Consider the following 21,213-nt stretch of genomic DNA (forward strand, 5'->3'; position numbering starts at 1 on the left):
TTAATCTGTTTATTATTTAACCGCAAAGTTCGCAAAGATTTACGCAGAGATCGCAATTTTTTTGAGCTGAAAGTTTCAGGGAAGTTCGCAAAGCTATATGTCTAATTTTTTTTATTCTTCATCAGTAAATAAAATTCGTGCTAATTCGTGTAATTCGTGGCGAAAATTTTTCACGCAGATTTAGCAGATTTAGCAGATTTTTTTTAATCATTACAATCCTTTTAATCTGTGGCAATATTTAACCGCAAAGTCCGCAAAGATTTACGCAAAGCTCACAAAGTTTTTTTGAGCTGAAAATTTCAGAAAAAGTTCGCAAAGCTTTATGTCTTTTTTTTTATTTAATCTTCACCAATAAATAAAATTTGTGCTAATTCGTGTAATTCTTGGCGAAAACTTTTCACGCAGATTTAGCAGATTTTTTTTAATCATTACAATCATTTTAATCTGTGGCAATATTTAACCGCAAAGTCCGCAAAGATTTACGCAAAGCTCACAAAGTTTTTTTGAGCTGAAAATTTCAGAAAAAGTTCGCAAAGCTTTATGTCTTTTTTTTATTTAATCTTCACCAATAAATAAAATTCGTGCTAATTCGTGTCATTCGTGGTGAAAAAAAATTAATGTAGATTTAGCAGTTTTTTAAAATCTTTTTAATCTGTGTTAATCTGTGGCAAAAGAAAATTCAATCTAATTCGTGCAACTCCTGGTGAAAAATAAAAACTATAATGGGAATTTTATAAACTATTAAGAAAAAGCTAAAACGTTATTTTTTAAATAAAATATAATATTTGTTTTACCAAATTCTAGTTTTTTATTAAATCACCAAAATACAATGATTCGCACCATAAAATTACCGTTTTATGCTAAACTTGCTTTTATATTAGTTAGCTTTATTTCTTTTGCTTTTATTTTCTGTGCCGGAAAAGACATTATCACTCCTGTTTTAATGGCCTTTTTATTTGCCGTTTTATTAGTTCCTATTTTTACTTTTTTACATGGCAGATTAAAATTCCCCAGACATCTTGCTGCGGCATGTTGTATATTGATTTTTGCTGCTTTTATTGTAGGGATTTTGATTTTCATCTCTTATCAGGTGAGCGATATTGCGAATGATTTTGACACCATAAAAAAGAATGCCAACGCCTTTATAACGCATATTCACAAATTTGTAAAAGATAATTTTCATGTAAGCATTGGCGAGCAAAAAAAATATATTGATACGGTTGCAAAAGATTCTGTACAAAACGGAAAAGCAACTATAGGTTCAGCATTATTATCTATAACTGATCTTTTGGTAGATTGTACCATCATCCCTATTTATACCTTTTTATTTTTATTGTACAAAGATCACTTTATTCTGTTTTTAGCAAAACTGGTTAATAAAGAAGATCACTCTATATTAAAAGGTATTTTATCTCAAATAAAAGTTTCTATTAATAATTACATTGTTAGTTTAATTATAGAAATGATAGTCGTGTCTGTATTAACAGCTTTAGGACTTTGGATCATCGGAATCAAATATTTTATTCTTTTAGGATTAATTACCGGAATTCTTAATGTTATACCTTATATAGGAATTTTAATAGCTGGAATTATTACCGTTTTGGCTTCTTTAACAGGAACGGCAGATACTTCAATAATCGTAGGTATTTTAATTGTGAATGTAATTGTTCAGTTGATAGACAACAACTTATTAGTGCCTTTAATTATTAATTCTAAAGTTGAAATAAATGCTTTTGTTTCCATCATCGGAATCATTGTGGGTGGCGCAGCAGCAGGAATATCGGGTATGTTTTTAGCAATTCCGCTTTTAGCAATTTTAAAGATAATATTTGACCGAATTGAATCGTTAGAACCGTGGGGATATTTAATGGGAAATCATATGCCGAGAAAATTTACGTGGAGAATTCGAAAAGCACGAACCGAAGATTAAATAGTATCTCGTTTTTACAAAATAGTCTTATTAATTTACTATATTCATATCAAAAAATAACTTTTAAGCCCGTATAATCATCTAATGTCTCTAAACTCTAAAATAATAATCTTTCTCCTCTTGTGCTTTTGTTTACAAAGTACCTATGGTCAGGTTGATAAGTCAAAGAAAGATGCCAAAGAAAAAAAAGACACTACAGAGGTTTATACTAAAATTAAAAATTATTCTAAGAGAAATAAATTTACGCAAACACTTCATAAACTATTATTCAGGTCTGCTAAAACGAAGAAGAAGGAACCTATTCTGGTGCAAAATGATACAACCAATTTTAATGGTAAAATCATTAGAAAAATCAATATTGTAACCTTAGATCCGTTTGGACAATCTCTTACTGATACTACTCAAATGCCCAAGAATTGGGGAGAAAGAACCGGAAACAGATTGCATCTGAAAACGAAAAAAATAGCAATTTACAACTTATTATTATTCAAAAGAAATACACCTTATGATACTTATAAAGTACAGGAATCTGAGCGTTTAATACGTTCTCAGAGGTATGTTTCTGCTGTGAGAGTGACGAATAAAGTTGCCGGCGTAGCTTCAGATTCTGTAGATGTTACCATTCGTGTTCTGGATTCATGGAGTACAATTCCTAAATTTTCTATTTCCAGTAGCCGCGTTTCACTTGGAGTAAAAGAAAAGGACTTTTTTGGAACTGGGCAACAACTTGAATATCGTTTTACCAATCGATTTGATGATGGCAGTAATGGTAACGATGTTACTTATACTGTACCTAATATCAAGAATACTTACATTGGTACAACGTTGCATTATAACATGGATCTCGACAATAATTATACTAAAAGTATCAATATAGAGCGACTCTTTTATTCTCCTCTTACCAAATGGGCCGGTGGAGTTTATGTAGGTCAGATTTTTAGACGAGATTCCTTGCAGGCGCCAGACAGTTCGTATGCCTTTCAGCCTTTTAAAAATAACTTTCAGGATTTATGGGCAGGACATGCTTCTAAAGTATTTGAGGATGAAAACGGAATAACCAATTTGGTTGCTTCGGCCCGATTTCTTAATATTAATTATAAAGAAAGCCCTTCCCCACTCTATGATCCTACCAATTTTTATTCGGATGAAAAGTTTATCCTTACCGGAATTGGACTTAACCGACGTAAATTTATAAAAGAAACTTATCTCTTTAGAAACGGGCAGGTCGAAGACGTTCCTATAGGCAGGATTTATGGCGTTACCTTTGGGTATCAATATAAAAATACTTTTTGGAGGCCATATGTTGGCGGACAATTTTCATTTGGAAATTATTACAAATTTGGATTTCTAAGTATGAATTTTGAAGCAGGTACCTTCTTTCATCAATCAAAAACCTATCAAACGGCATTTTTGATGGAAACCAATTATTTTACAAAGCTTTACACAATTGGTAATTGGAAACTACGACAATTTGTTAATCCTAAGTTTGTTATAGGCGCAAACCGTGAAGATATTATTGGAGATCAACTGAATATCAACGAACAAAATGGTTTAGCCGGATTCAATAGCGCGATATACGGAACGAATAAAATGGTTTTGTCACTTCAGACGCAAACCTATTCTCCTCATTCACTTTGGGGATTTCGTATGAATCCGTTTTTTAATTATTCAATTGCTGTATTAGGAAGCCCTAATGATGCAATGGGAAGAAATAAAGCGTATCAAAAAATTACCCTGGGATTATTGATCAGTAATGACTACTTGGTATTTAGCTCCTTCCAGCTTTCGATTTCCTACTACCCTACTATTCCATTTCAGGGTGATAATGTATTTAAAACAAATACTTTTGAAACGACTGATTTTGGTTTGCAAAATTTTGAACTTGCTAAACCAAGAGCTGTAGAATACCGATAATTGAAATTTACCGATATTTTTTTTCAAAATTATATTTTTACGAAAACGTTTTAAAAATCAAAACGTTACAAAATAACTAACTAAATATTACTCGTTAAAACGATAATTTAATCCGACCAAATGCATTTCGTTTTCATTTTTGGCACAGTATATGAATATCCCTAAACAGGAATAACATTAACATTAAAACTAAAAAAAATGAAAACAATAAAAATAGCAATCGTAGGTTTATTTCTGATGGTTGCAAGCGCCACACAAGCTCAGGTATCAATAAATGTTAATATAGGATCTCCTCCTGCATGGGGACCTGCGGGATACGCCGAAATGGAATATTATTATTTACCAGACATCGAAGCGTATTATGATGTAAGAGCTTCTCAGTTTATTTATTTTGGCGGAGGAAGATGGGTTAGAACAACTTACTTACCAAGACAATATAGAAACTATGATTTATACGGAGGATATAAAGTAGTTTTAACAGATTACCACGGAAGAACTCCTTATACTTATTTTGATCGTCACAGAGTAAAATATTATAAAGGATATCACGGAGCTCCACAAAGACCTTACAGACCAAGAGAGGTTTATGGTTATAATGAGCGTCGTAATGATCGTAGAGATTACAGACATTATGATAACAGAAACCACGACAAGCACGACAAACATTATGATAAGCATGATAGACGTGATAGACATGATGATGATGATCACGGACATGGCGGTCACGGAAGAAGATAATTTACTAAATAGTTAATTTTCAATATAAGAGAGTATCAAATTAATGATACTCTCTTTTTTTTCTTTATAATTTAACGACTAATTCATTAATTCATTGCGCATTTAACATAAAGAACTATCGTACAAACAGTTGAGTTAAATAATTCTTAAGTAATACCTTATTTTATTGTTTTTATGGCTTATATTTGCAAAAAATTAAATTAAAGAAACAACATGAATAAAAAAGTTTATTTATTTTCATTTATAGCAATGTCACTTTTTACATTTTGTACAAGCAATGATGATTCAAATACTGATAATCAGGCAAAAGACAATGCTATCGAAATCAATAACGATATTACTTCTTTAAGTAAGAGATTGGATTACACTAATTCAGGAGTACTTTCTATTACAGGTCTTTCAACCGGAAAATTCGCTAAAAGTGCTGAATCAGCGACAAATAATTTTCCATTGGTACAAATTGCAGAGGTAAATCCTCCAACAGATGGTAGCGGAAAAACGTTACAGGCAAGTCATGTGGCTGTAAACGGAAATTATGCTTACGTAGCCTATACAATGCGTGGAGATGCTTATTCAGGAGCAATTGACCTTATAGATGTTACTGATCCTTACAAACCTAAACTAATTACATCGGCATTAATTGCCAATACTGATATTACATCGCTTACTTACTCAAACGGAAATTTGATTATTGGAGCAGCAACAGATATTGATAAAAATGCGGCATTCATCAATCCTTCTATTGTAATTACAATGCAATTGAGTTCAGGAATGCTTACTGATAAATATACGATTACAAATCTTGAAGGAAAAGTTACAACAGATGTTGCAGCAAATTCAACTTCTTACTTTGCTACTACCGGAGATAAAGGAAGTTTGTTTAAAATTAATAGCACAACAAAAGCAATTTCAGGCAAAGCAACTCTTGATGATTTGCGTTCTGTAGCTATTAGTGGTGATAAAATTGTTACTTTAAGTGGTACGAAAGGTGTAAATATTTACAACGAATCTACTCTAACTTTACAAAAAAGCTTCACAACTTCTGCAGATGTGAGCGGAGCAAAAAGAACAATGGACTTTGATGGTACTAAATTATTAGTGTCTGAAGGATATAACGGCTTAGGAGTTTACGATATCAATAGCGGTTCGAAAGTACAAACTCTTGCATTGGCTACATCTGGTGAAGATAATGTTACAAACGCAGTTTCTGTAAACGATGGTTATGCATTTGTTGCTAATGGTGCTGCAGGTTTAAACGTTTATAAAACTGGTACGCAACTTGGTTTATTAGGAACAGTAGATATTTTAGGTTCATCAAACTATGTAAAATCAAGTGGTAACTTTATTTATGTAGCAAGCGGAAAAGGTGGTTTGAAAATCATCAAAATGGAAAAACCAAGTACTGTTTTTGCTGGTTGTACAGGATATGGTGCTTATAACCAAGGTCAGAATTTAATTTTAAATTCAAACGAAGTAAAATCATACTCTGGTTCTACTGCAATTAGTTCTGCTATGATCAATTCTGGTGCGATATTAACGCATTGTGGTTCAATCACTATTCAAAATGGTTTGACTTTAAATAGCGGAGGAACTTTTAATATGAGAGGAACTTTGGCACAAGGAAAATACCAACAACAAAACCCTACAGAGCTAATCATCAACAGTAATGCTGTATTGCAAATTGAAGGTACAGTAGTGATCTGGGGTGATTTGAGATTAAATAGCGGAGCCAAAATTAACTTTATAGGAAATGATTCGTCTATCACTATTTACGGAAAAGTAACAAAAAATAGTAATGTAACCATTACCGGAACTTATAAAGATACAGAAAACAAACTAAAATAATTGTTTCTGCACTATTCCAGAATTACACTAATATAAGGTTTTATATTAATTCTATTAAAAGCTGTTAGATTTGATCTAACAGCTTTTTTTTTGAACCAGTTTTCTTAAAAAAGGAAATCAATAACCAAACATTAACATTTCATTTAAATACTGTTCAAAAATATAATTAGTATTTTTGAAGCTCTTTCAAACATTTAACTACGCTATGCGAAAAATCCAGATACAAATTCTTCTTATTTTTTTAACAGGGATTTCCATTTCTTTTGCACAACAACCACAAAAACCAAGTTCTGTAGAAATTTACAACCAAATCAAAAAATTGAACTTTTTAGGTTCTGTTTTGTATTTGGCTGCCCATCCTGACGACGAAAACACCCGTTTGATTTCGTATATGGCCAATGAAATGAATGCCAGAACCGGTTATTTATCTTTAACACGTGGCGATGGAGGTCAGAATTTGATTGGTCCTCAATTACGTGAATTATTGGGCGTTATAAGAACTCAGGAATTAATCGAAGCTAGAAAAATAGACGGTGGAGAACAGTTTTTCTCTCGTGCGAATGATTTTGGTTACTCAAAAAATCCTGACGAAACTTTAGAAATTTGGGATAAGGATAAAGTATTGGCAGACGTAGTTTGGACTATTAGAAAATTTCAGCCGGATGTAATCATTAATCGTTTTGATCATCGTTCTCCGGGCACTACTCACGGACATCACACATCATCGGCAATGTTGAGTGTAGAAAGTTTTAAACTTACCAATGATCCAAAAATATATCCGGAACAATTAAAATATGTAAAGCCTTGGCAGGTAAAACGTTTGTATTTTAATCCGTCCTGGTGGTTTTACGGCAGCCAGGAAAAGTTTGATGCAGCAAATAAATCAAAATTTACCAAACTGGAAACAGGAGTTTATTATAACGGAATCGGGAAATCGAATCAGGAAATTGCAGCTTTAAGCCGAAGCCGACACCAATCTCAAGGTTTTGGAAGTACTGGCGCACGTGGTCAGGAAACAGAATATCTGGAATTGATTAAAGGAGATGAAGCTAAAAATCTTGATGATTTATTTGATGGAATTGATACTTCATGGAATCGTGTTAAAAACGGAAAACCAATTGGAGATTTAATTACAACAATTATCTCTAAATATGATTTTAGCAATCCATCAGCTAGTATTCCTGATTTAGTAAAAGCGTATACAATGATTGAAGCTCTGGAAGATGATCATTGGAAATCTTTAAAATCAGCAGCTATAAAAAATATTATTGCATCTTGCTCGGGATTATATCTTGAAGCTGTCGCTACTGAACAGGAAGCAACTCCGGGAAGCACAATCAAATTAAGTCTTGAGGCTATTAACAGATCTCCTGTTGATATGCAATTGATGAGCGTAACTTCATTGCCGGATAATAAAAATTCAGTGCAGAATATAGCATTAAAAAATAATAACGATCAAAAATTCAATTTACAAATTCAGCTTCCTAATACTATTGAATATACTCAGCCGTATTGGTTAAAAGAAAAAGCTACCGTAGGAATGTATACCGTTTCTAATCAAGAAAATATTGGTATTCCGGATATTATCAGACAGGTAAAAGTTGTTTTTAATATTAAAATACGTGGTGTCGAAATTCCGTTTGAGCGTACTGTTGTTTACAAATACAATGATGGTGTAAAAGGCGAAATGTATAATTTTCTTGATATCGTTCCTGAAGTAACGACTTCCGTATTAGAAAAAGTACTGATTTTTGGATCTGTAAAAAGCAAAATGATTCCAGTAAAAGTACGCGCAGGAAAAGATAATATCAAAGGAAAACTACAACTAGAGTTGCCTAAAAGCTGGAATGTTTCTCCAAAAGAAATTGCTTTTAGTTTAGATAGAAAAGGAAACGAACAGATTTTTTATTTTGAGGTTACTCCGCCTGTAAATCCGGAAGAAGCCGTTGCGAAAAGCATTGCAATTGTGGATAATAAACGTTTTGATAAAGATTTGACTATTATTGATTACAGCCATATCACCAAGCAAATGGTATTAAAACCAGCTGAATCAAAATGCATTCGAATTGACTTAAAAACAAATGGTGATGCCATTGCTTATATTATGGGCGCAGGCGACGAAGTTCCTGAAAGTTTGGTGCAAATGGGTTATAAAGTAACAATCATTAAACCTGAAGAAATTACACCAGAAAAATTGGATTCTTTTAACGTTGTGATTACAGGTGTTCGCGCTTATAACACTGTAAATGCTTTGGCCAACAAACAAAATATACTTTTTAATTTTGTAAAAAGCGGCAAAAACATGATCGTACAATACAATACTTATGGTAAAACTGTAACCGATCAGATTGCACCTTACCCGCTAAAAATATCAAACGATCGTGTGACCGAAGAAAATGCAAAAGTTACTTTCCTGGCACCAAATCATCCTATTTTAAATACGCCAAACAAGATCAGTTCAAAAGATTTTGAGGGCTGGACACAAGAACAAGGTTTGTATTATCCGGATCAGTACGATGCTGCCTTCACTCCTATTATATCGTCTCATGACAAAGGCGAATCGCCTAAAACCGGAGCTTTATTAGTGGCTCCTTACGGAAAAGGATACTATATTTACACCGGTTTAAGCTTTTTTAGAGAATTACCAGAAGGTGTTGCCGGTGCTTACAGATTGTTATCGAACATGATTTCATTAAAGCAGCCAGTAGAAGCTCCTAAACCGGAAATAAAAAACTAAACATTCAAAATATGGAAGCTAAAAAAACGAAGAAATGGAAAAAGAGCTACACCTATGTTTTGGTGGCCAATGCTATTTACATTGTGATTTTTTTCTTAATCATGCAATTATACTCATAACCTATGCAACTATTTGATTGGATCGTACTTATTGTTACTCTTTTATTTATTGTTGGGTACGGTTCCTGGAAAACCAGAGGAAGTAAAAACGTCGAGGATTTTATTTTAGGAAACAACGAAACCCCTTGGTACACCGTGGGATTGTCTGTTATGGCAACGCAAGCCAGTGCCATTACTTTTTTATCGACTCCCGGACAAGCTTATCATGACGGAATGGGATTTGTGCAATTCTATTTTGGATTGCCAATCGCTATGATTGTTATTTGCTTGACTTTTATACCATTATATCATAAAAATAAAGTCTTTACAGCTTATGAATTTTTAGAGAAGCGATTTGATCTTAAAACACGTTCATTAGCCGCTATCTTATTTTTGGTGCAAAGAGGTTTAGGAACAGGACTTACGATATATGCGCCTGCCATTATTTTGTCGGCACTTTTGGGCTGGAACTTGACTTTAATGAATATTATTATTGGAGTTCTTGTTATCATTTATACTTTTTCAGGAGGAACAAAAGCGGTAAACGTAACCCAGAAACAACAAATGTTTGTTATCATGTCGGGAATGTTTATTACCTTTTTCCTGATTTTGCATTATCTTCCTAACGATATGACATTTACAAGTGCATTGCATATTGCGGGCGCTAATGATAAAATGAATATTGTAGATTTTTCTTTTAATCCTGAAGAAAAATACACTTTCTGGAGCGGAATTACAGGAGGTTTTTTCCTTGCCCTCGCCTATTTTGGAACTGACCAATCTCAGGTTGGACGTTATTTATCCGGAAAATCTGTTCGCGAAAGCCAAATGGGTTTAATCATGAATGGACTTTTAAAAGTGCCAATGCAATTTTTTATTCTGTTGACGGGAGTTATGGTTTTTGTATTTTTTCAATTCAATCCTGTTCCGTTGAATTTTAATCCGAATAATAAAATTGTTATTGAAAAATCGGCTTATAAAGAGGAATATCATGCTTTAGAGAAAAAATTAAGTACGCTTTCAGAAGATAAAAAAGTAATTAATTTATTATACATCGATCAGTTGAATCAGGATTTTGATAATCCAATTCTACGAAAAGAATTAGTTACTCTTTCTAACAAGGAAAAAGATCTTCGCGACCGTGCCAAAGAAATAATTTTAAGGGCAGATAGTAATAGCGAAACCAATGATAAGGATTATGTGTTTTTTCATTTTATCTTAAATTATTTACCTAAAGGACTTATTGGTTTGTTATTGGCTGTAATTCTTTCGGCAGCAATGTCATCTACAGCTTCGGGATTGAATGCCTTAGCTTCTACAACAGCAATTGACATTTATAAACGAAATTTAAAAACCGTAAAATCCGAAAAGCATTATCTAAATGCGACTAAATTTTTCACCTTATTCTGGGGAGTTGTTGCGATTCTTTTTGCTTGTGTAGGGACTTTGTTTGAAAATTTAATTCAGTTGGTTAACATTATTGGTTCTATTTTCTACGGAACCGTTTTGGGAATCTTTTTGGTTGGATTTTACTTGCGCTATGTAAAAGCAAAAGCAATGTTTATTAGTGCGATCATTAGCCAGATTACCATATTTATCATTTTCTATTTTACGATTGCAATACATCCAAGCGGTCAGGAAAAATTAGGTTATTTATGGCTGAATTTTATTGGTGCTATTTTAACCATAATATTGGCATTATTTATACAAATTGCTTTCTTTAGAGGAGAAAAAGAAACTGATAACGTGGTTTTGGAGTAATTAATTAAATAACGAAAATGAAAACTCAAATAGTTCTATTTTTAGTATTTATATATTCATATTCTAATGCTCAAAATTTAACTAAAGTTAAAATTGATAGTTTATTTACGGAATTTAAAAAGGAATCATTTTACGCAAATGTATATCCTGCGAAACAAAAACTTGAGGAATACCAAAAAATCACTATTCCTGAGTTAATTAATCTTTTAAAAGATGACAATTTTGTAAAACTGACTAATACTTTTGATCTAATTTATCCCGGGACAACTGTTTTTTATGGCCACGGATATTATATACCTTATGATATTGATTGGATAGCTGTGCGTTCGGGTTGGTTACTTGAAGATATAACATTTCAAGATTTTGGTTATCAAAATTTAGAAGTTGATAATGCAACTTTAATGAATCATCTGATAAAAAATGATTATGAAAATTATACCGAAAAAGGGATATATGAGTTAGATTGGAAGAACATCACATCTACACGAAAAAAAGAACTACTGAGAAAGATACTGTCGAAAAAAGCAGAAAAATGGTGGAGAGAAAATCAGTATAATTGGAATAGAATTTCCGCAATTAAGGAAGCTTTAGTATCAAAAAATAAAAGCAGATTAAGCAATGTGTTTCAATATTTAAGATATGGAGACTCAAAGTGTGATAATTTAACTAAAGAAGTTTATCACAATGAAATAGAACCCATAATAATAGCTCTAAGAAAAACAAATCAATATCCTGAAATACAAGAACAAATTGAGTTACTGTTGAATGAATCTATAACTTCTAAAATACTGGATAAAAAAGAAACTTAATTGCATCACAAAAATGCTAATGATAAAATAAACATTTGAAATCAATAGTAGATTTAAACAGTATAAAAACAAAATTAAACTCTTGGAAAAAAAGACAACAACAGATAGAAAAATTTTATTTACTTCGGCTATTATTGGAGTCTTGCTTTCTTTTCCTGTAACGGGATTTATATATGGGTTTTCTAGCTGTAAAGATTGCGGAGAAGGAATAAGTGGAATATTCGGCAGAATATTTATTGGTTTTGTTGAAGCGATTCTTACTACCATTACGTTAGGCGCTCCTTGGGATAATGAAGGCGGAACAACAAGCACTAACCTTAGATTTTACGTTTTTCTAGCGGCTCTAATTTTCACCTTGATGATTTTTTTTATTCGAAAAAGAAATCAAAATAAATAAAAGATGAAGAAAATTTTTTATCTCTTTTTAATCTTAAGCTTTCAGGCAAAAAGCCAAAATACAGATGAGAGTATGGAAATTGAAGATCATTCGATTTCGGCACAACTTTACACAAAATGTTATGAGAACTTAAATCAAGGAGCTGAAATTATAGAACAAAATCCTAAATGGAAAGATTCGAAGCCGTGTTCATTATTATATTGTATGATGCTTTTGGGATTGGAGGATAAAGAAGCGCAACAAATTGGCAAAGACCGATTAATAGGGATCACGACACAACTTTATCGCGAAGGAAATCCTGTTATATTGATTATGGGAATGGAAAGTTCTCTCGAAGCCGAAAGGAGAAATGAAAACCTGGATGATGACGATCACATCGTTTATATCAGCTATGGTGAATGTACAAATCCGGCATTTCTAAGTGAAGGGGCTGAAATTGTAAACAAGCAAACAAGAACATTAATTTTTCAAAATAAATAATAATATTTTTTGTAACTCATCTATTGAATATTTGTAATAAAAAAGTACTATTTTAGTCTTTGCCAAAAACAAACCATTTAATGAAATATTCAGAGGAAATACAAAAACTACTTCCCCTAGGTTACATTTATCTTGTAATATTAGGAATACTTAAAGAGAGCATCTTTTACTATCAATTAGGAATAAATATTCTGAAATATTCAACGATCATGGACATTTTACTTAGTCCAATTGCTGAGTTTACTTCAAATCCGATAACGCTGTTATTTATAATATTACTTTTTGTCTTTCATTATAATTTGCCAAAAATCTTCCTGAAATACCGTAATAATAGAACACTTCAAAAAATTTTCGAAGTAAAATCTGCAGAAAAACTATCTGAAGACGAGATGAAAAATTATTACATTTTTGCCTCTTTCAAAATGTTTGCTGTTATTTTATTATCCTTTTTTATTGGAACAGGAGTTGCTGGTGGCTACTCTACTATACATCGTATCAGGGAAAACAAAATAGATTATAATTATACTTTAAATTACAATAGTGGTGAATCTGAGCAAATTTACCTTATTAGCACCAATAGCATTTATTATTTTTATGTTGAGAAAGGAGATAAAAGCATACAAATTGCGCCCATTGGTTCAATAAAAAATATAAAGAAGGGTTTAAAAGTTGGAATACTTGCAAAATAAAACAAAGTTCCTATCAAAAATTAAGCAATACATTCCATTTAATAAACAGTCTTACAAATCAATTTAAAACGCATCATTATGAAAGATTTAAAAAAATACAGCAATAAAACGAAAGCTGCTTTTATTTTACTTATTGTGATGCTAATCATTCTGTTGGGTAACTTTAATACGCTTCAGAATTCGAAAAACGTAAATAAAAATATCAATGAGATTTTTAATGACCGACTGGTTGTGGCACATTATATTTTTCAGTATTCTAAAGAACTTCATTTTATAAAAGCTGAGGCTGAAAAACTCGATTTAAGCGATAACATCAAAAAAGACGAAATTATTCATACGCTTGATGTTATTCATAATATTGATGATTTGTACGCTAAAACGGTTTTAACCAATAAAGAAAAACAGTATTTTGATGCGTTTTTGATTTCATGCAAAGAAATAAACAAACAGGTAGCAAGCAAAAACTGGAGCAAAATTGCCAGTCTGAGCCATGATGCCTTACTGACTTTAGAATCATTATCTCAGATTCAGATTCAGGAAGGAAAGGCGAAACTGGCAAGCGCTAACGCCATGTACAGCAAAAATAATAGTCTTGGGCAATTGCAAATTGCATTGCTTATCATTCTGGGCGGAATTACTTTTTATTTGCTAATTGTAAAGAAAATAAAGAGAAGTATTAAAATTCCCGAGCCGCCAAGTATGAATTAATTGATTTTATTAGAACTTTCTGTCTTCTTCTTTAATCGCAAGATCGTTTATACTGGCAAATCTTTTTTGCATTAGACCATTTGCATCAAATTCCCAATTTTCGTTTCCGTAGGCTCTAAACCAATCTCCATTTAGTTTTTGATATTCGTACTCGAATCGAACGGCTATTCTGTTTTCGGTATGTGCCCAATATTCTTTTTTAAGTTTATAGTTTTTCTCTTTTTGCCATTTTTGACTTAGAAAATGTACTATTTCTTCCCTCCCGTTTACGAACTGATCCCTGTTTCTCCATTCGCTGTCAATGGTATACGCTTTTGAAACTCTTTCCGGATCCTGACTGTTCCAGGCGTCTTCGGCCAACTGAATCTTTTCTAATGCCGTTTCGTATGTGAAAGGTGGCAACGGTAATTTTTGTTCCATTTTTATGAAATTAAGGTTTGAATGATTTTTTTCGATTGCTCGATCAGATCATTAGATTTGAATAACTGACTTTCGATAATGCAACTTTCGAAAAGTAAATAAACATGATCTGCTATAAGATTATCAGGTAGAATGGCTTTGAAATACTGACGTAAATCTGTTTTATGACTTTGAATTACGCTAAGAATCTTTGTGTTATCTGAAGGAATTTCTGAAAGAATATTTAGAAAACTACATCCCCGAAAATCTTCCTTTTGATTCATTTCTATTAAAAAATCAAAAGAGGCTAAAACTTTTGCTTTTGTATCTTTTTCGGTTAAAGTGAAGTTTTCTAATGCATTGAACCAAAAAGTATGTCGCTCATTAAGAAATGCCACACACAAATCTTCTTTTGATTTAAAGTGCTGATAAAAACTCGCTTTGGCGACTTTGGCTTCTTCGATAATCTGGTTGACGCCTGTTGCGTTATAGCCTTGTTTGTGAAACAGGACTGAAACGGTATCTAAAATTCGTTCTTTTGGTAACATTTGATCATGATTTACAGATACAAATGTAAATAATATTTTAACACAAACAGACAAGTCTGTCTATATTGCTTAATATTTATTTTTCTACACAATCTTGTCATCTCGACGAAGGAGAGATCACAATAGAAACTCGGCAAAGATTGCTCCATTTAGTAACGGAATTTCTTGTGTGATCTCTCCTTCGTCGAGATGACATAAATAACACAAAAAATCAAAAAAAATTCCAAATCCCAATTGAATATTGGAATTTGGAATTTTATCTCGAAGTTCGTCGGGATTGGAATTTAATAATTCAAAGAATTATTATCTGCTCCACTCTGCGATACTGTCTTTATTTAATTTTACGTAATCCTGATTGTTAGCAGCTTCAGCGGCAGCAAGTGATGCTTTTGCAGTTTCAACCGCTCCTTTTTTATCTCCTTGTTTTGCCTGGATTTGTGCTTTTAATCTTAAAATGAAATATGGTTTCTCAGTACTTAAATCTAAAGATTTATCTACATAAGTTCTTGCTGTTTCGATGTTTCCGTTTGATTGAAACAAGTAAGTAGCAGCAGCAAAATAATCATTTGCAGATGGTCCGTTTAGAGTTTTCTCTATACTTGCTGTAGCAATTTTAGCTGTTGGTACTTCGAATTTTAAAGCTACGTGAGAGTTTTCCCAAGCCATATCTAAATATCCAAAATTTGGATCTAATCCATTTATTCCGATTGTAAAAGTCTCTAACGGAGTTGGTAAAGCATCTTCTTTTACAGTAGTTCTTAAAGCAACATAAGCATCGTTCCAGTTTTCCGGCAATCCCCAGTTGTCTGTAGAAAGGTAAAAAATAACTTCCCAGCTTTCGATTTTAGGAATAGTATAAATTGCATATTTTCCTTTTTTCAATGTTTTACCATCGATTACTACATCATCACCAAAATTAATGATTGTATTTTCGTTAGCGCCGGTTCTCCATAATTTACCAAACGGAACTAAATTTCCGAAAACCGCTCTACCCCTTGCACCTGGCCTTGAATATGTAACTTCAACATCAGTTAATCCAACTGTTTGTTTGATATATCCTTTAGGACTCGCTTGTGGTGTTTTTATCTGCGCCTCTGTAGCAAAAGGAGCCAGAATTATGGCTAATGCAATAAGTACTTTTTTCATTTTTTGAGTTTATTTTGTTTCGTTCAAATTTACAAATTCAATTACCGAACAAATGTTAAATTTTCTATAATTCAGCCCTTTAGCTGTGATATTTTTTGAGCGTCTAATTCGCTGAAATTGTTGATGATAATATCTGCATCTGACAAATCCTGTGACTTAGAATGTTGACTGTTATATCCTACACAGTAGATTCCAGCCGCTTTTGCTGCTTTTACACCGTTTGTGCTATCTTCTATAATGATGCATTCTTCTTTTGGCGCAACTGATAAAGATGCCGCATGAATAAAAATAGCCGGATTTGGTTTTGATTGCGGAAAATCCTCTCCACTCACAATATCCGTAAAATATTGATGCAAATTAAATCTTGTAAACACGCGATCGATCGTAACTTTTGAAGCCGATGAAGCTAAAATTAACTGTATTCCGGTGTTGTATAAATCTTTAATCAAATCTTCGACGCCTTCTAAAAGATACAAATCTTCTTTGGTATCAAAAGCATCATTAAAAATATTTCTTTTTCTCTGAATTAAATCTTCTACCTCGTGCTCAATTGTCGAGAAAAATCCTTTCAGAGTCTGAAATGTATTTCGAGTCGAAAATCCGGTAAACGTAGTATACATTTCCTCGGGTACTGTAATATTTAATTCTGAGAATTGTTTGTAGTAGGCATAACGATGAACGGGTTCAGTGTCTACAATTACACCATCCATATCGAAAATTACTGTTTTAATCATTTTTTTTAAGGTACTAAGGTTCTGAGTTGCTAAGGCTCTAAGTTTTTTTAGCAACTTTGTCAAAGTTTTAAACTTTGACAAAGTTATTATTAAGACATTACGAAACTAAGAATTCAGAGTTACTAAACTAATATCTTAGCAACTTAGAAGCTTAGAATCTTAGCGTCTTACTTTTTAAGCAAATATCTAATCACGGTTTCGGCTACGTGTAGGCCAAAAAGACCTGGCATATAACTGTTGGTTCCGTAGAATGACTTTTTAAAGTTCTTTCCGTCGGTAAGTTTTAAGCTTTTTTCGTCTTGAATTTCAGAAGAGAAAACTACTTTTAGTTTGTTTATTTTTTCTGCTTTCAGACGTTTTCTAATGGTTTTAGAAAAGTAACAGTTGATGGTTTTCGAGATATCAGTTACTTTTACTTTAGAAGCCAGCATTTTTCCGCCAGCGCCCATACTGCTTATGATTCTCACTCTTTTGCGTTTTGCTGCAATAATCAGGTTCAATTTTGGTGTAATACTGTCAATACAGTCCAAAACGTAATCGAATTCCGGAGAAACAATTTCAAAAGCTCTTTCCGGAGATAAAAATTCCTGAACACGCGTAAGTTTCAATTCAGGATTAATATCCATCAAACGATCTCCTACGATTGTAATTTTAGGCTGTCCTACGGTTGAATGTAAAGCAGGTAATTGTCTGTTGATATTGGTAATATCTACAACGTCTCCGTCAACAATTGTCATACTCCCTACTCCTGCTCTTGCTAAAAATTCAGCTGCAAATGATCCCACTCCACCTAATCCTACTACCAAAACATTTGAGTTTTGTAAATTTTGCAATCCTTCTTTTGTAAATAAAAGCTCGGCTCTTTCTGTCCACTCTGCCATATATCTTATTTTGTTGTTTTTTATTTGTTTTTAATATTTTGTTTTAGGTTTGTCAGGCTGAGCGAAGTCGAAGCCCTTTCTAATTTTAAAGCCCTTCGACTTCGCTCAGGGTGACAAACTTTATATTTTTACTTCTCAAAAACATTCCGATAATTACTTGAGATAAGCTCTTGTAATTCCTTAATTGTTATATTTTTATATTCTGCTGCCAGATCATAAACTTGTTCGATACTTTCTTCAATTGTATCTGTTTCCAGAAAAAACCGATCGTTTGGACTATTCTGAAATACCATTTTTAAATCCGGATTTTTTAATAAATACTTTCCAAATGAAAGATAAAATCCTGCTGCAATTAGTTGAGTAGCGAGATGATTGTTTTTAGAAAAACCATGAATAATCATCGGAACCGAAATTTTCATTTTCTTTTTAATGGCAATCACTTCCTGAAAAGCGGCAACGCAATGTATGACAACCGGTTTTTTGTATTTTTCGGCCAAAGCCAATTGTTTTTCAAAAACCAGAACTTGCTGATCTAAAGGAATTTCTATTCGCTTATCTAGACCGCATTCGCCAATCGCCAGGCAATTTTCGGTTTGTAATTTTTCTTCAATAATTCTCAAATCTTCATTAAGTCGATCTTCCTTAATATACCACGGATGAATTCCAATAGAATAAAACGGAATCGACGCATCAAGCTCCTCCGGATATTGATTGACCAATTCTAAAATAGTAGATTGATTGGTAAATTGATGCGTATGAAAATTGAAGAATTGCATTAATGAAAAGTTTTTACTCCTGCTTTTATTTCAACATTCAAATCGTTTTCTAACGGAACTAACGGACAAGAATACTTATGATTGTAAGCGCAATACGGATTATATGCCTGATTAAAATCTACTGCAAGTGTATTTCCTTTCGGGATTTTTAGATCAATATATCTTCCTCCTATATAACTTTCCTTTCCTGAAGTTAAATCTGAGAAAGGCAGAAACAAATGATCCTTGTACTCTTTGGTTTTTGAAAGTTCTATATTTCTGTAAACATTCAGCTTAAGCTCCACTCCATCTATAGTAAAATATAACGTTCCGTATTTAATGTATTTTGGCGTTCTTGTTCCTGTAGTTTTCATTTCGAAAACTTTTTCATTTTTCGCCTTTTCGAATTTTGCATTCACAAAATATTTACTGTTTATAGGATAAAAATCTAAAGTTTTAAAAATCTTTAAATCTTCTTCCATCAACGGACTTGTTTTAGGATCAGCATATTCGCCATTTATGGTCTTCTGAAATTTTTCAGCTTCTTTTTGATCAAATTTATTTTGGGCAAAACAGAAATTTACAATCAGTAATACTAAAAAAGCAATAACATTTTTCATCTTTGAAATTTTGAGCAAAAATAGTTTAAAAGTAACAAAGCAGCAACCGCTGATCCCTACAAAGTTTCGTAACTTTGTTGCAAATAACTTATTTATAATGCTCAAGACCGCTTTTAGTCACTACATCAATAATTTTAAAGGATTTTCGAGAGAAATTTGGATACTTACAATTGTTACTTTTATCAATCGCGCGGGAACGATGGTGCTTCCGTTTTTATCGAAATATTTAAAAGAAGATCTTCAATTTACATATAATCAGGTAGGTTGGATTATGGTAGCTTTTGGTTTAGGATCGATGTTGGGTTCATGGTTGGGCGGAAAATTATCGGATAAGATTGGTTTTTACAGAATCATGATTTTCAGTTTATTTACGAGTGGAGTTTCGCTTTTCTTCATACAATATATAACTACATTTTGGGCGTTGTGTATTGCAATGTTTGTTTTAATGACCATTGCAGATATGTTTCGTCCGGCAATGTTTGTTTCCTTAGGTGCTTATGCCAAGCCAGAAAACAGAACAAGAGCCCTGACTTTGGTACGATTAGCCGTGAATTTGGGTTTTGCTGCCGGTCCTGCTTTAGGTGGTTTGATTATTATGGGAATTGGATATTCAGGTTTATTCTGGATAGATGGCGCTTCGTGTATTGTTTCGATTTCGATTTTTGCTTTACTGGTTAAAGAGAAGAAAAAAGTCGTTCACGAGGATAAATCTGAAAGTGCTGCAGCCATAAAATCTGTTTTTCATGATAAAATCTTTTGGGTTTTCTTATTTGTAAGTTTTATCACGGCTATGATTTTCTTTCAGCTTTTTACGACTTTACCTTTATATCATAATGAGAAATTTGGTTTAAGCGAATTTCAAACCGGTTTATTAATGACTTTAAACGGATTACTAATCTTTGCGCTCGAAATGCCTACCGTTGGTTTTATGGAGCGAAAAGGCTTTCCGAAGATCAGAATTATCATTCTCGGATCATTTATAATGGCGCTGAGTTTTTATTTATTATTGATTAATGTTTGGGCGGGAATTCTCGTTATTAGTATGATTTGTATTTCGATTGGAGAAATCTTAACCTTTCCGTTTTCGAATGCATTTGCGCTGAGTCGAGCTCCGCGTGGACAGGAAGGCCGATATATGGCGCTTTATACAATGAGTTTTAGTTTAGCCCATATCGTTAGTTCTAAAGTTGGTTTCGAAATTATCTCGAGATTAGGTTATCAGGCCAATTGGTTTTTCATGGCTTCTATCGGAATTATTGCAACGCTTTGTTGTTTATGGATTAAGAAGGCGTTGCATAAAGAGAAAGTTCTCTAAAGATTTATTCTGCTTGTACTCATCTGACAAATTTTACTGCAAATAGATTAAAGCTGTATGTTTTAACCGCAATGCACGCTAGGTTTTTTTTATTTTTAGATTCTTATATAAACGCAAAGTTCGCAAGGCTATATCTACATAAAGCCTTGCGAACTTTACGTTTATATTTGACTATTATAGAAAAACCTTGCTCCTGTTAGCCATCGGAATTACGGTTAACTCTCCCATCATTTTCAAGCTCTCAATTCTATTCAAACGTGTTTTTTAGTTAATTAACTACTTTTATAGTTGCGTAACTAAAAAAATAGTTGTAGGTTTGAATTAAAATTAGAAAAACATGCAAAAGTTAACCAACAAGGAAGAGGAAATCATGCAAATTTTATGGAAACTTAAAAAAGCATTCGTAAAAGAAATTCAGGCAGAAATTACTGAAGACCAACCTCATTACAACACACTTTCGACAATTGTGCGTAATCTGGAGGAAAAAGGTTTTGTAGCTCATAATGCATTTGGAAACACACACCAATATTATCCTATAATTACTTTAGAAGCCTACAGCAAAAAGTATATGAATACTGCCATTGACAACTATTTTAATAGTTCTTATAAAAATATGGTTTCGTTTTTTGCCAAAGAAGAGAAAATTTCGGCACAAGAATTACGCGAAATCCTGGCTATGATTGAATCTCCAAAAGAAGAAAAATAATTA

Annotated in this window: 20 protein-coding genes; 13 read left to right on the plus strand and 7 right to left on the minus strand. The window is 32.7% G+C overall.

Going from position 1 to position 21,213, the window contains the following annotated elements; all coding sequences use genetic code 11:
• Positions 1–829 precede the first annotated feature (829 nt).
• The 11 genes from L0669_RS17150 to L0669_RS17200 all read left to right on the plus strand — a co-directional run bounded on the left by L0669_RS17150 (position 830) and on the right by L0669_RS17200 (position 14,106).
• Positions 830–1,930, plus strand: coding sequence for an AI-2E family transporter (locus L0669_RS17150; RefSeq protein WP_263759002.1), 1,101 nt, complete (start codon positions 830–832; stop codon positions 1,928–1,930).
• A gap of 120 nt (positions 1,931–2,050) precedes the next feature.
• Entirely contained in the window at positions 2,051–3,844 is a 1,794-nt protein-coding gene (locus tag L0669_RS17155; protein ID WP_341849974.1) for a hypothetical protein, read from the plus strand.
• A 198-nt stretch (positions 3,845–4,042) separates the two neighbouring features.
• Complete coding sequence (locus tag L0669_RS17160; protein ID WP_263759004.1) at positions 4,043–4,582, plus strand: hypothetical protein; 540 nt, start codon at positions 4,043–4,045, stop codon at positions 4,580–4,582.
• Between the two features lie 213 nt (positions 4,583–4,795).
• Positions 4,796–6,427 carry an LVIVD repeat-containing protein gene (locus tag L0669_RS17165; RefSeq protein ID WP_263759005.1) on the plus strand — a complete coding sequence of 544 codons (1,632 nt, stop codon included), beginning with the start codon at positions 4,796–4,798 and terminating at the stop codon, positions 6,425–6,427.
• A 205-nt stretch (positions 6,428–6,632) separates the two neighbouring features.
• On the plus strand, positions 6,633–9,164 hold the full coding sequence (locus L0669_RS17170) for a PIG-L family deacetylase (protein ID WP_263759007.1): 2,532 nt from the start codon (positions 6,633–6,635) through the stop codon (positions 9,162–9,164).
• A gap of 122 nt (positions 9,165–9,286) precedes the next feature.
• Positions 9,287–11,023, plus strand: coding sequence for a sodium:solute symporter family protein (locus L0669_RS17175; RefSeq protein ID WP_173973105.1), 1,737 nt, complete (start codon positions 9,287–9,289; stop codon positions 11,021–11,023).
• A 17-nt stretch (positions 11,024–11,040) separates the two neighbouring features.
• Complete coding sequence (locus tag L0669_RS17180) at positions 11,041–11,832, plus strand: hypothetical protein (RefSeq protein ID WP_263759009.1); 792 nt, start codon at positions 11,041–11,043, stop codon at positions 11,830–11,832.
• An 82-nt stretch (positions 11,833–11,914) separates the two neighbouring features.
• On the plus strand, positions 11,915–12,229 hold the full coding sequence (locus L0669_RS17185; protein ID WP_263759010.1) for a hypothetical protein: 315 nt from the start codon (positions 11,915–11,917) through the stop codon (positions 12,227–12,229).
• 3 nt (positions 12,230–12,232) lie between these two features.
• Entirely contained in the window at positions 12,233–12,709 is a 477-nt protein-coding gene (locus L0669_RS17190) for a hypothetical protein (protein ID WP_263759011.1), read from the plus strand.
• An 80-nt stretch (positions 12,710–12,789) separates the two neighbouring features.
• Positions 12,790–13,398 (plus strand): hypothetical protein, encoded by a 609-nt coding sequence (locus L0669_RS17195; RefSeq protein WP_263759012.1) that lies wholly within the window; start codon positions 12,790–12,792, stop codon positions 13,396–13,398.
• 78 nt (positions 13,399–13,476) lie between these two features.
• Positions 13,477–14,106 (plus strand): MCP four helix bundle domain-containing protein, encoded by a 630-nt coding sequence (locus tag L0669_RS17200; protein WP_263759013.1) that lies wholly within the window; start codon positions 13,477–13,479, stop codon positions 14,104–14,106.
• Positions 14,107–14,115: 9 nt separating this feature from the next.
• On the opposite strand, the gene L0669_RS17205 is transcribed toward L0669_RS17200, so the two are convergent.
• The 7 genes from L0669_RS17205 to L0669_RS17235 all read right to left on the minus strand — a co-directional run bounded on the left by L0669_RS17205 (position 14,116) and on the right by L0669_RS17235 (position 19,189).
• Complete coding sequence (locus L0669_RS17205) at positions 14,116–14,526, minus strand: nuclear transport factor 2 family protein (protein WP_263759014.1); 411 nt, start codon at positions 14,524–14,526, stop codon at positions 14,116–14,118.
• Between the two features lie 2 nt (positions 14,527–14,528).
• Positions 14,529–15,053, minus strand: a complete 525-nt coding sequence (locus L0669_RS17210; protein WP_263759016.1) for a TetR/AcrR family transcriptional regulator — start codon at positions 15,051–15,053, stop codon at positions 14,529–14,531.
• A 303-nt stretch (positions 15,054–15,356) separates the two neighbouring features.
• Complete coding sequence (locus L0669_RS17215) at positions 15,357–16,199, minus strand: DUF2911 domain-containing protein (RefSeq protein WP_173973113.1); 843 nt, start codon at positions 16,197–16,199, stop codon at positions 15,357–15,359.
• Between the two features lie 71 nt (positions 16,200–16,270).
• Entirely contained in the window at positions 16,271–16,933 is a 663-nt protein-coding gene (locus L0669_RS17220) for an HAD family hydrolase (RefSeq protein ID WP_263759017.1), read from the minus strand.
• Positions 16,934–17,100: 167 nt separating this feature from the next.
• Complete coding sequence (locus L0669_RS17225) at positions 17,101–17,814, minus strand: tRNA threonylcarbamoyladenosine dehydratase (RefSeq protein WP_173973115.1); 714 nt, start codon at positions 17,812–17,814, stop codon at positions 17,101–17,103.
• A gap of 128 nt (positions 17,815–17,942) precedes the next feature.
• Positions 17,943–18,590, minus strand: coding sequence for a TatD family hydrolase (locus L0669_RS17230; protein WP_263759018.1), 648 nt, complete (start codon positions 18,588–18,590; stop codon positions 17,943–17,945).
• Positions 18,590–19,189, minus strand: a complete 600-nt coding sequence (locus L0669_RS17235) for a DUF1684 domain-containing protein (protein WP_263759020.1) — start codon at positions 19,187–19,189, stop codon at positions 18,590–18,592. Before L0669_RS17235 ends, L0669_RS17230 begins: the two co-directional genes overlap by 1 nt.
• 97 nt (positions 19,190–19,286) lie before the next feature.
• On the opposite strand from L0669_RS17235, the gene L0669_RS17240 reads away from it, so the two are divergent.
• Together L0669_RS17240 and L0669_RS17245 are read left to right on the plus strand one after the other, a co-directional pair.
• A complete protein-coding gene (locus L0669_RS17240; protein ID WP_263759021.1) occupies positions 19,287–20,504 on the plus strand; it encodes an MDR family MFS transporter in 1,218 nt (405 codons plus the stop codon).
• Positions 20,505–20,841: 337 nt separating this feature from the next.
• Positions 20,842–21,210, plus strand: a complete 369-nt coding sequence (locus L0669_RS17245) for a BlaI/MecI/CopY family transcriptional regulator (RefSeq protein ID WP_263759022.1) — start codon at positions 20,842–20,844, stop codon at positions 21,208–21,210.
• Positions 21,211–21,213: the final 3 nt, after the last annotated feature.

The organism is Flavobacterium bizetiae (genome assembly GCF_024271895.1).
In the GTDB taxonomy this organism is placed as follows: domain Bacteria; phylum Bacteroidota; class Bacteroidia; order Flavobacteriales; family Flavobacteriaceae; genus Flavobacterium; species Flavobacterium bizetiae.

Coding starts and splice junctions, on each gene's coding strand:
- L0669_RS17150 (WP_263759002.1), top strand. CDS start 830: ATGATTCGCACCATAAAATTACCGTTTTATGCTAAACTTGCTTTTATA.
- L0669_RS17160 (WP_263759004.1), top strand. CDS start 4,043: ATGAAAACAATAAAAATAGCAATCGTAGGTTTATTTCTGATGGTTGCA.
- L0669_RS17165 (WP_263759005.1), top strand. CDS start 4,796: ATGAATAAAAAAGTTTATTTATTTTCATTTATAGCAATGTCACTTTTT.
- L0669_RS17170 (WP_263759007.1), top strand. CDS start 6,633: ATGCGAAAAATCCAGATACAAATTCTTCTTATTTTTTTAACAGGGATT.
- L0669_RS17175 (WP_173973105.1), top strand. CDS start 9,287: ATGCAACTATTTGATTGGATCGTACTTATTGTTACTCTTTTATTTATT.
- L0669_RS17180 (WP_263759009.1), top strand. CDS start 11,041: ATGAAAACTCAAATAGTTCTATTTTTAGTATTTATATATTCATATTCT.
- L0669_RS17190 (WP_263759011.1), top strand. CDS start 12,233: ATGAAGAAAATTTTTTATCTCTTTTTAATCTTAAGCTTTCAGGCAAAA.
- L0669_RS17195 (WP_263759012.1), top strand. CDS start 12,790: ATGAAATATTCAGAGGAAATACAAAAACTACTTCCCCTAGGTTACATT.
- L0669_RS17200 (WP_263759013.1), top strand. CDS start 13,477: ATGAAAGATTTAAAAAAATACAGCAATAAAACGAAAGCTGCTTTTATT.
- L0669_RS17205 (WP_263759014.1), bottom strand. CDS start 14,526: ATGGAACAAAAATTACCGTTGCCACCTTTCACATACGAAACGGCATTA.
- L0669_RS17210 (WP_263759016.1), bottom strand. CDS start 15,053: ATGTTACCAAAAGAACGAATTTTAGATACCGTTTCAGTCCTGTTTCAC.
- L0669_RS17215 (WP_173973113.1), bottom strand. CDS start 16,199: ATGAAAAAAGTACTTATTGCATTAGCCATAATTCTGGCTCCTTTTGCT.
- L0669_RS17220 (WP_263759017.1), bottom strand. CDS start 16,933: ATGATTAAAACAGTAATTTTCGATATGGATGGTGTAATTGTAGACACT.
- L0669_RS17225 (WP_173973115.1), bottom strand. CDS start 17,814: ATGGCAGAGTGGACAGAAAGAGCCGAGCTTTTATTTACAAAAGAAGGA.
- L0669_RS17230 (WP_263759018.1), bottom strand. CDS start 18,590: ATGCAATTCTTCAATTTTCATACGCATCAATTTACCAATCAATCTACT.
- L0669_RS17235 (WP_263759020.1), bottom strand. CDS start 19,189: ATGAAAAATGTTATTGCTTTTTTAGTATTACTGATTGTAAATTTCTGT.
- L0669_RS17240 (WP_263759021.1), top strand. CDS start 19,287: ATGCTCAAGACCGCTTTTAGTCACTACATCAATAATTTTAAAGGATTT.
- L0669_RS17245 (WP_263759022.1), top strand. CDS start 20,842: ATGCAAAAGTTAACCAACAAGGAAGAGGAAATCATGCAAATTTTATGG.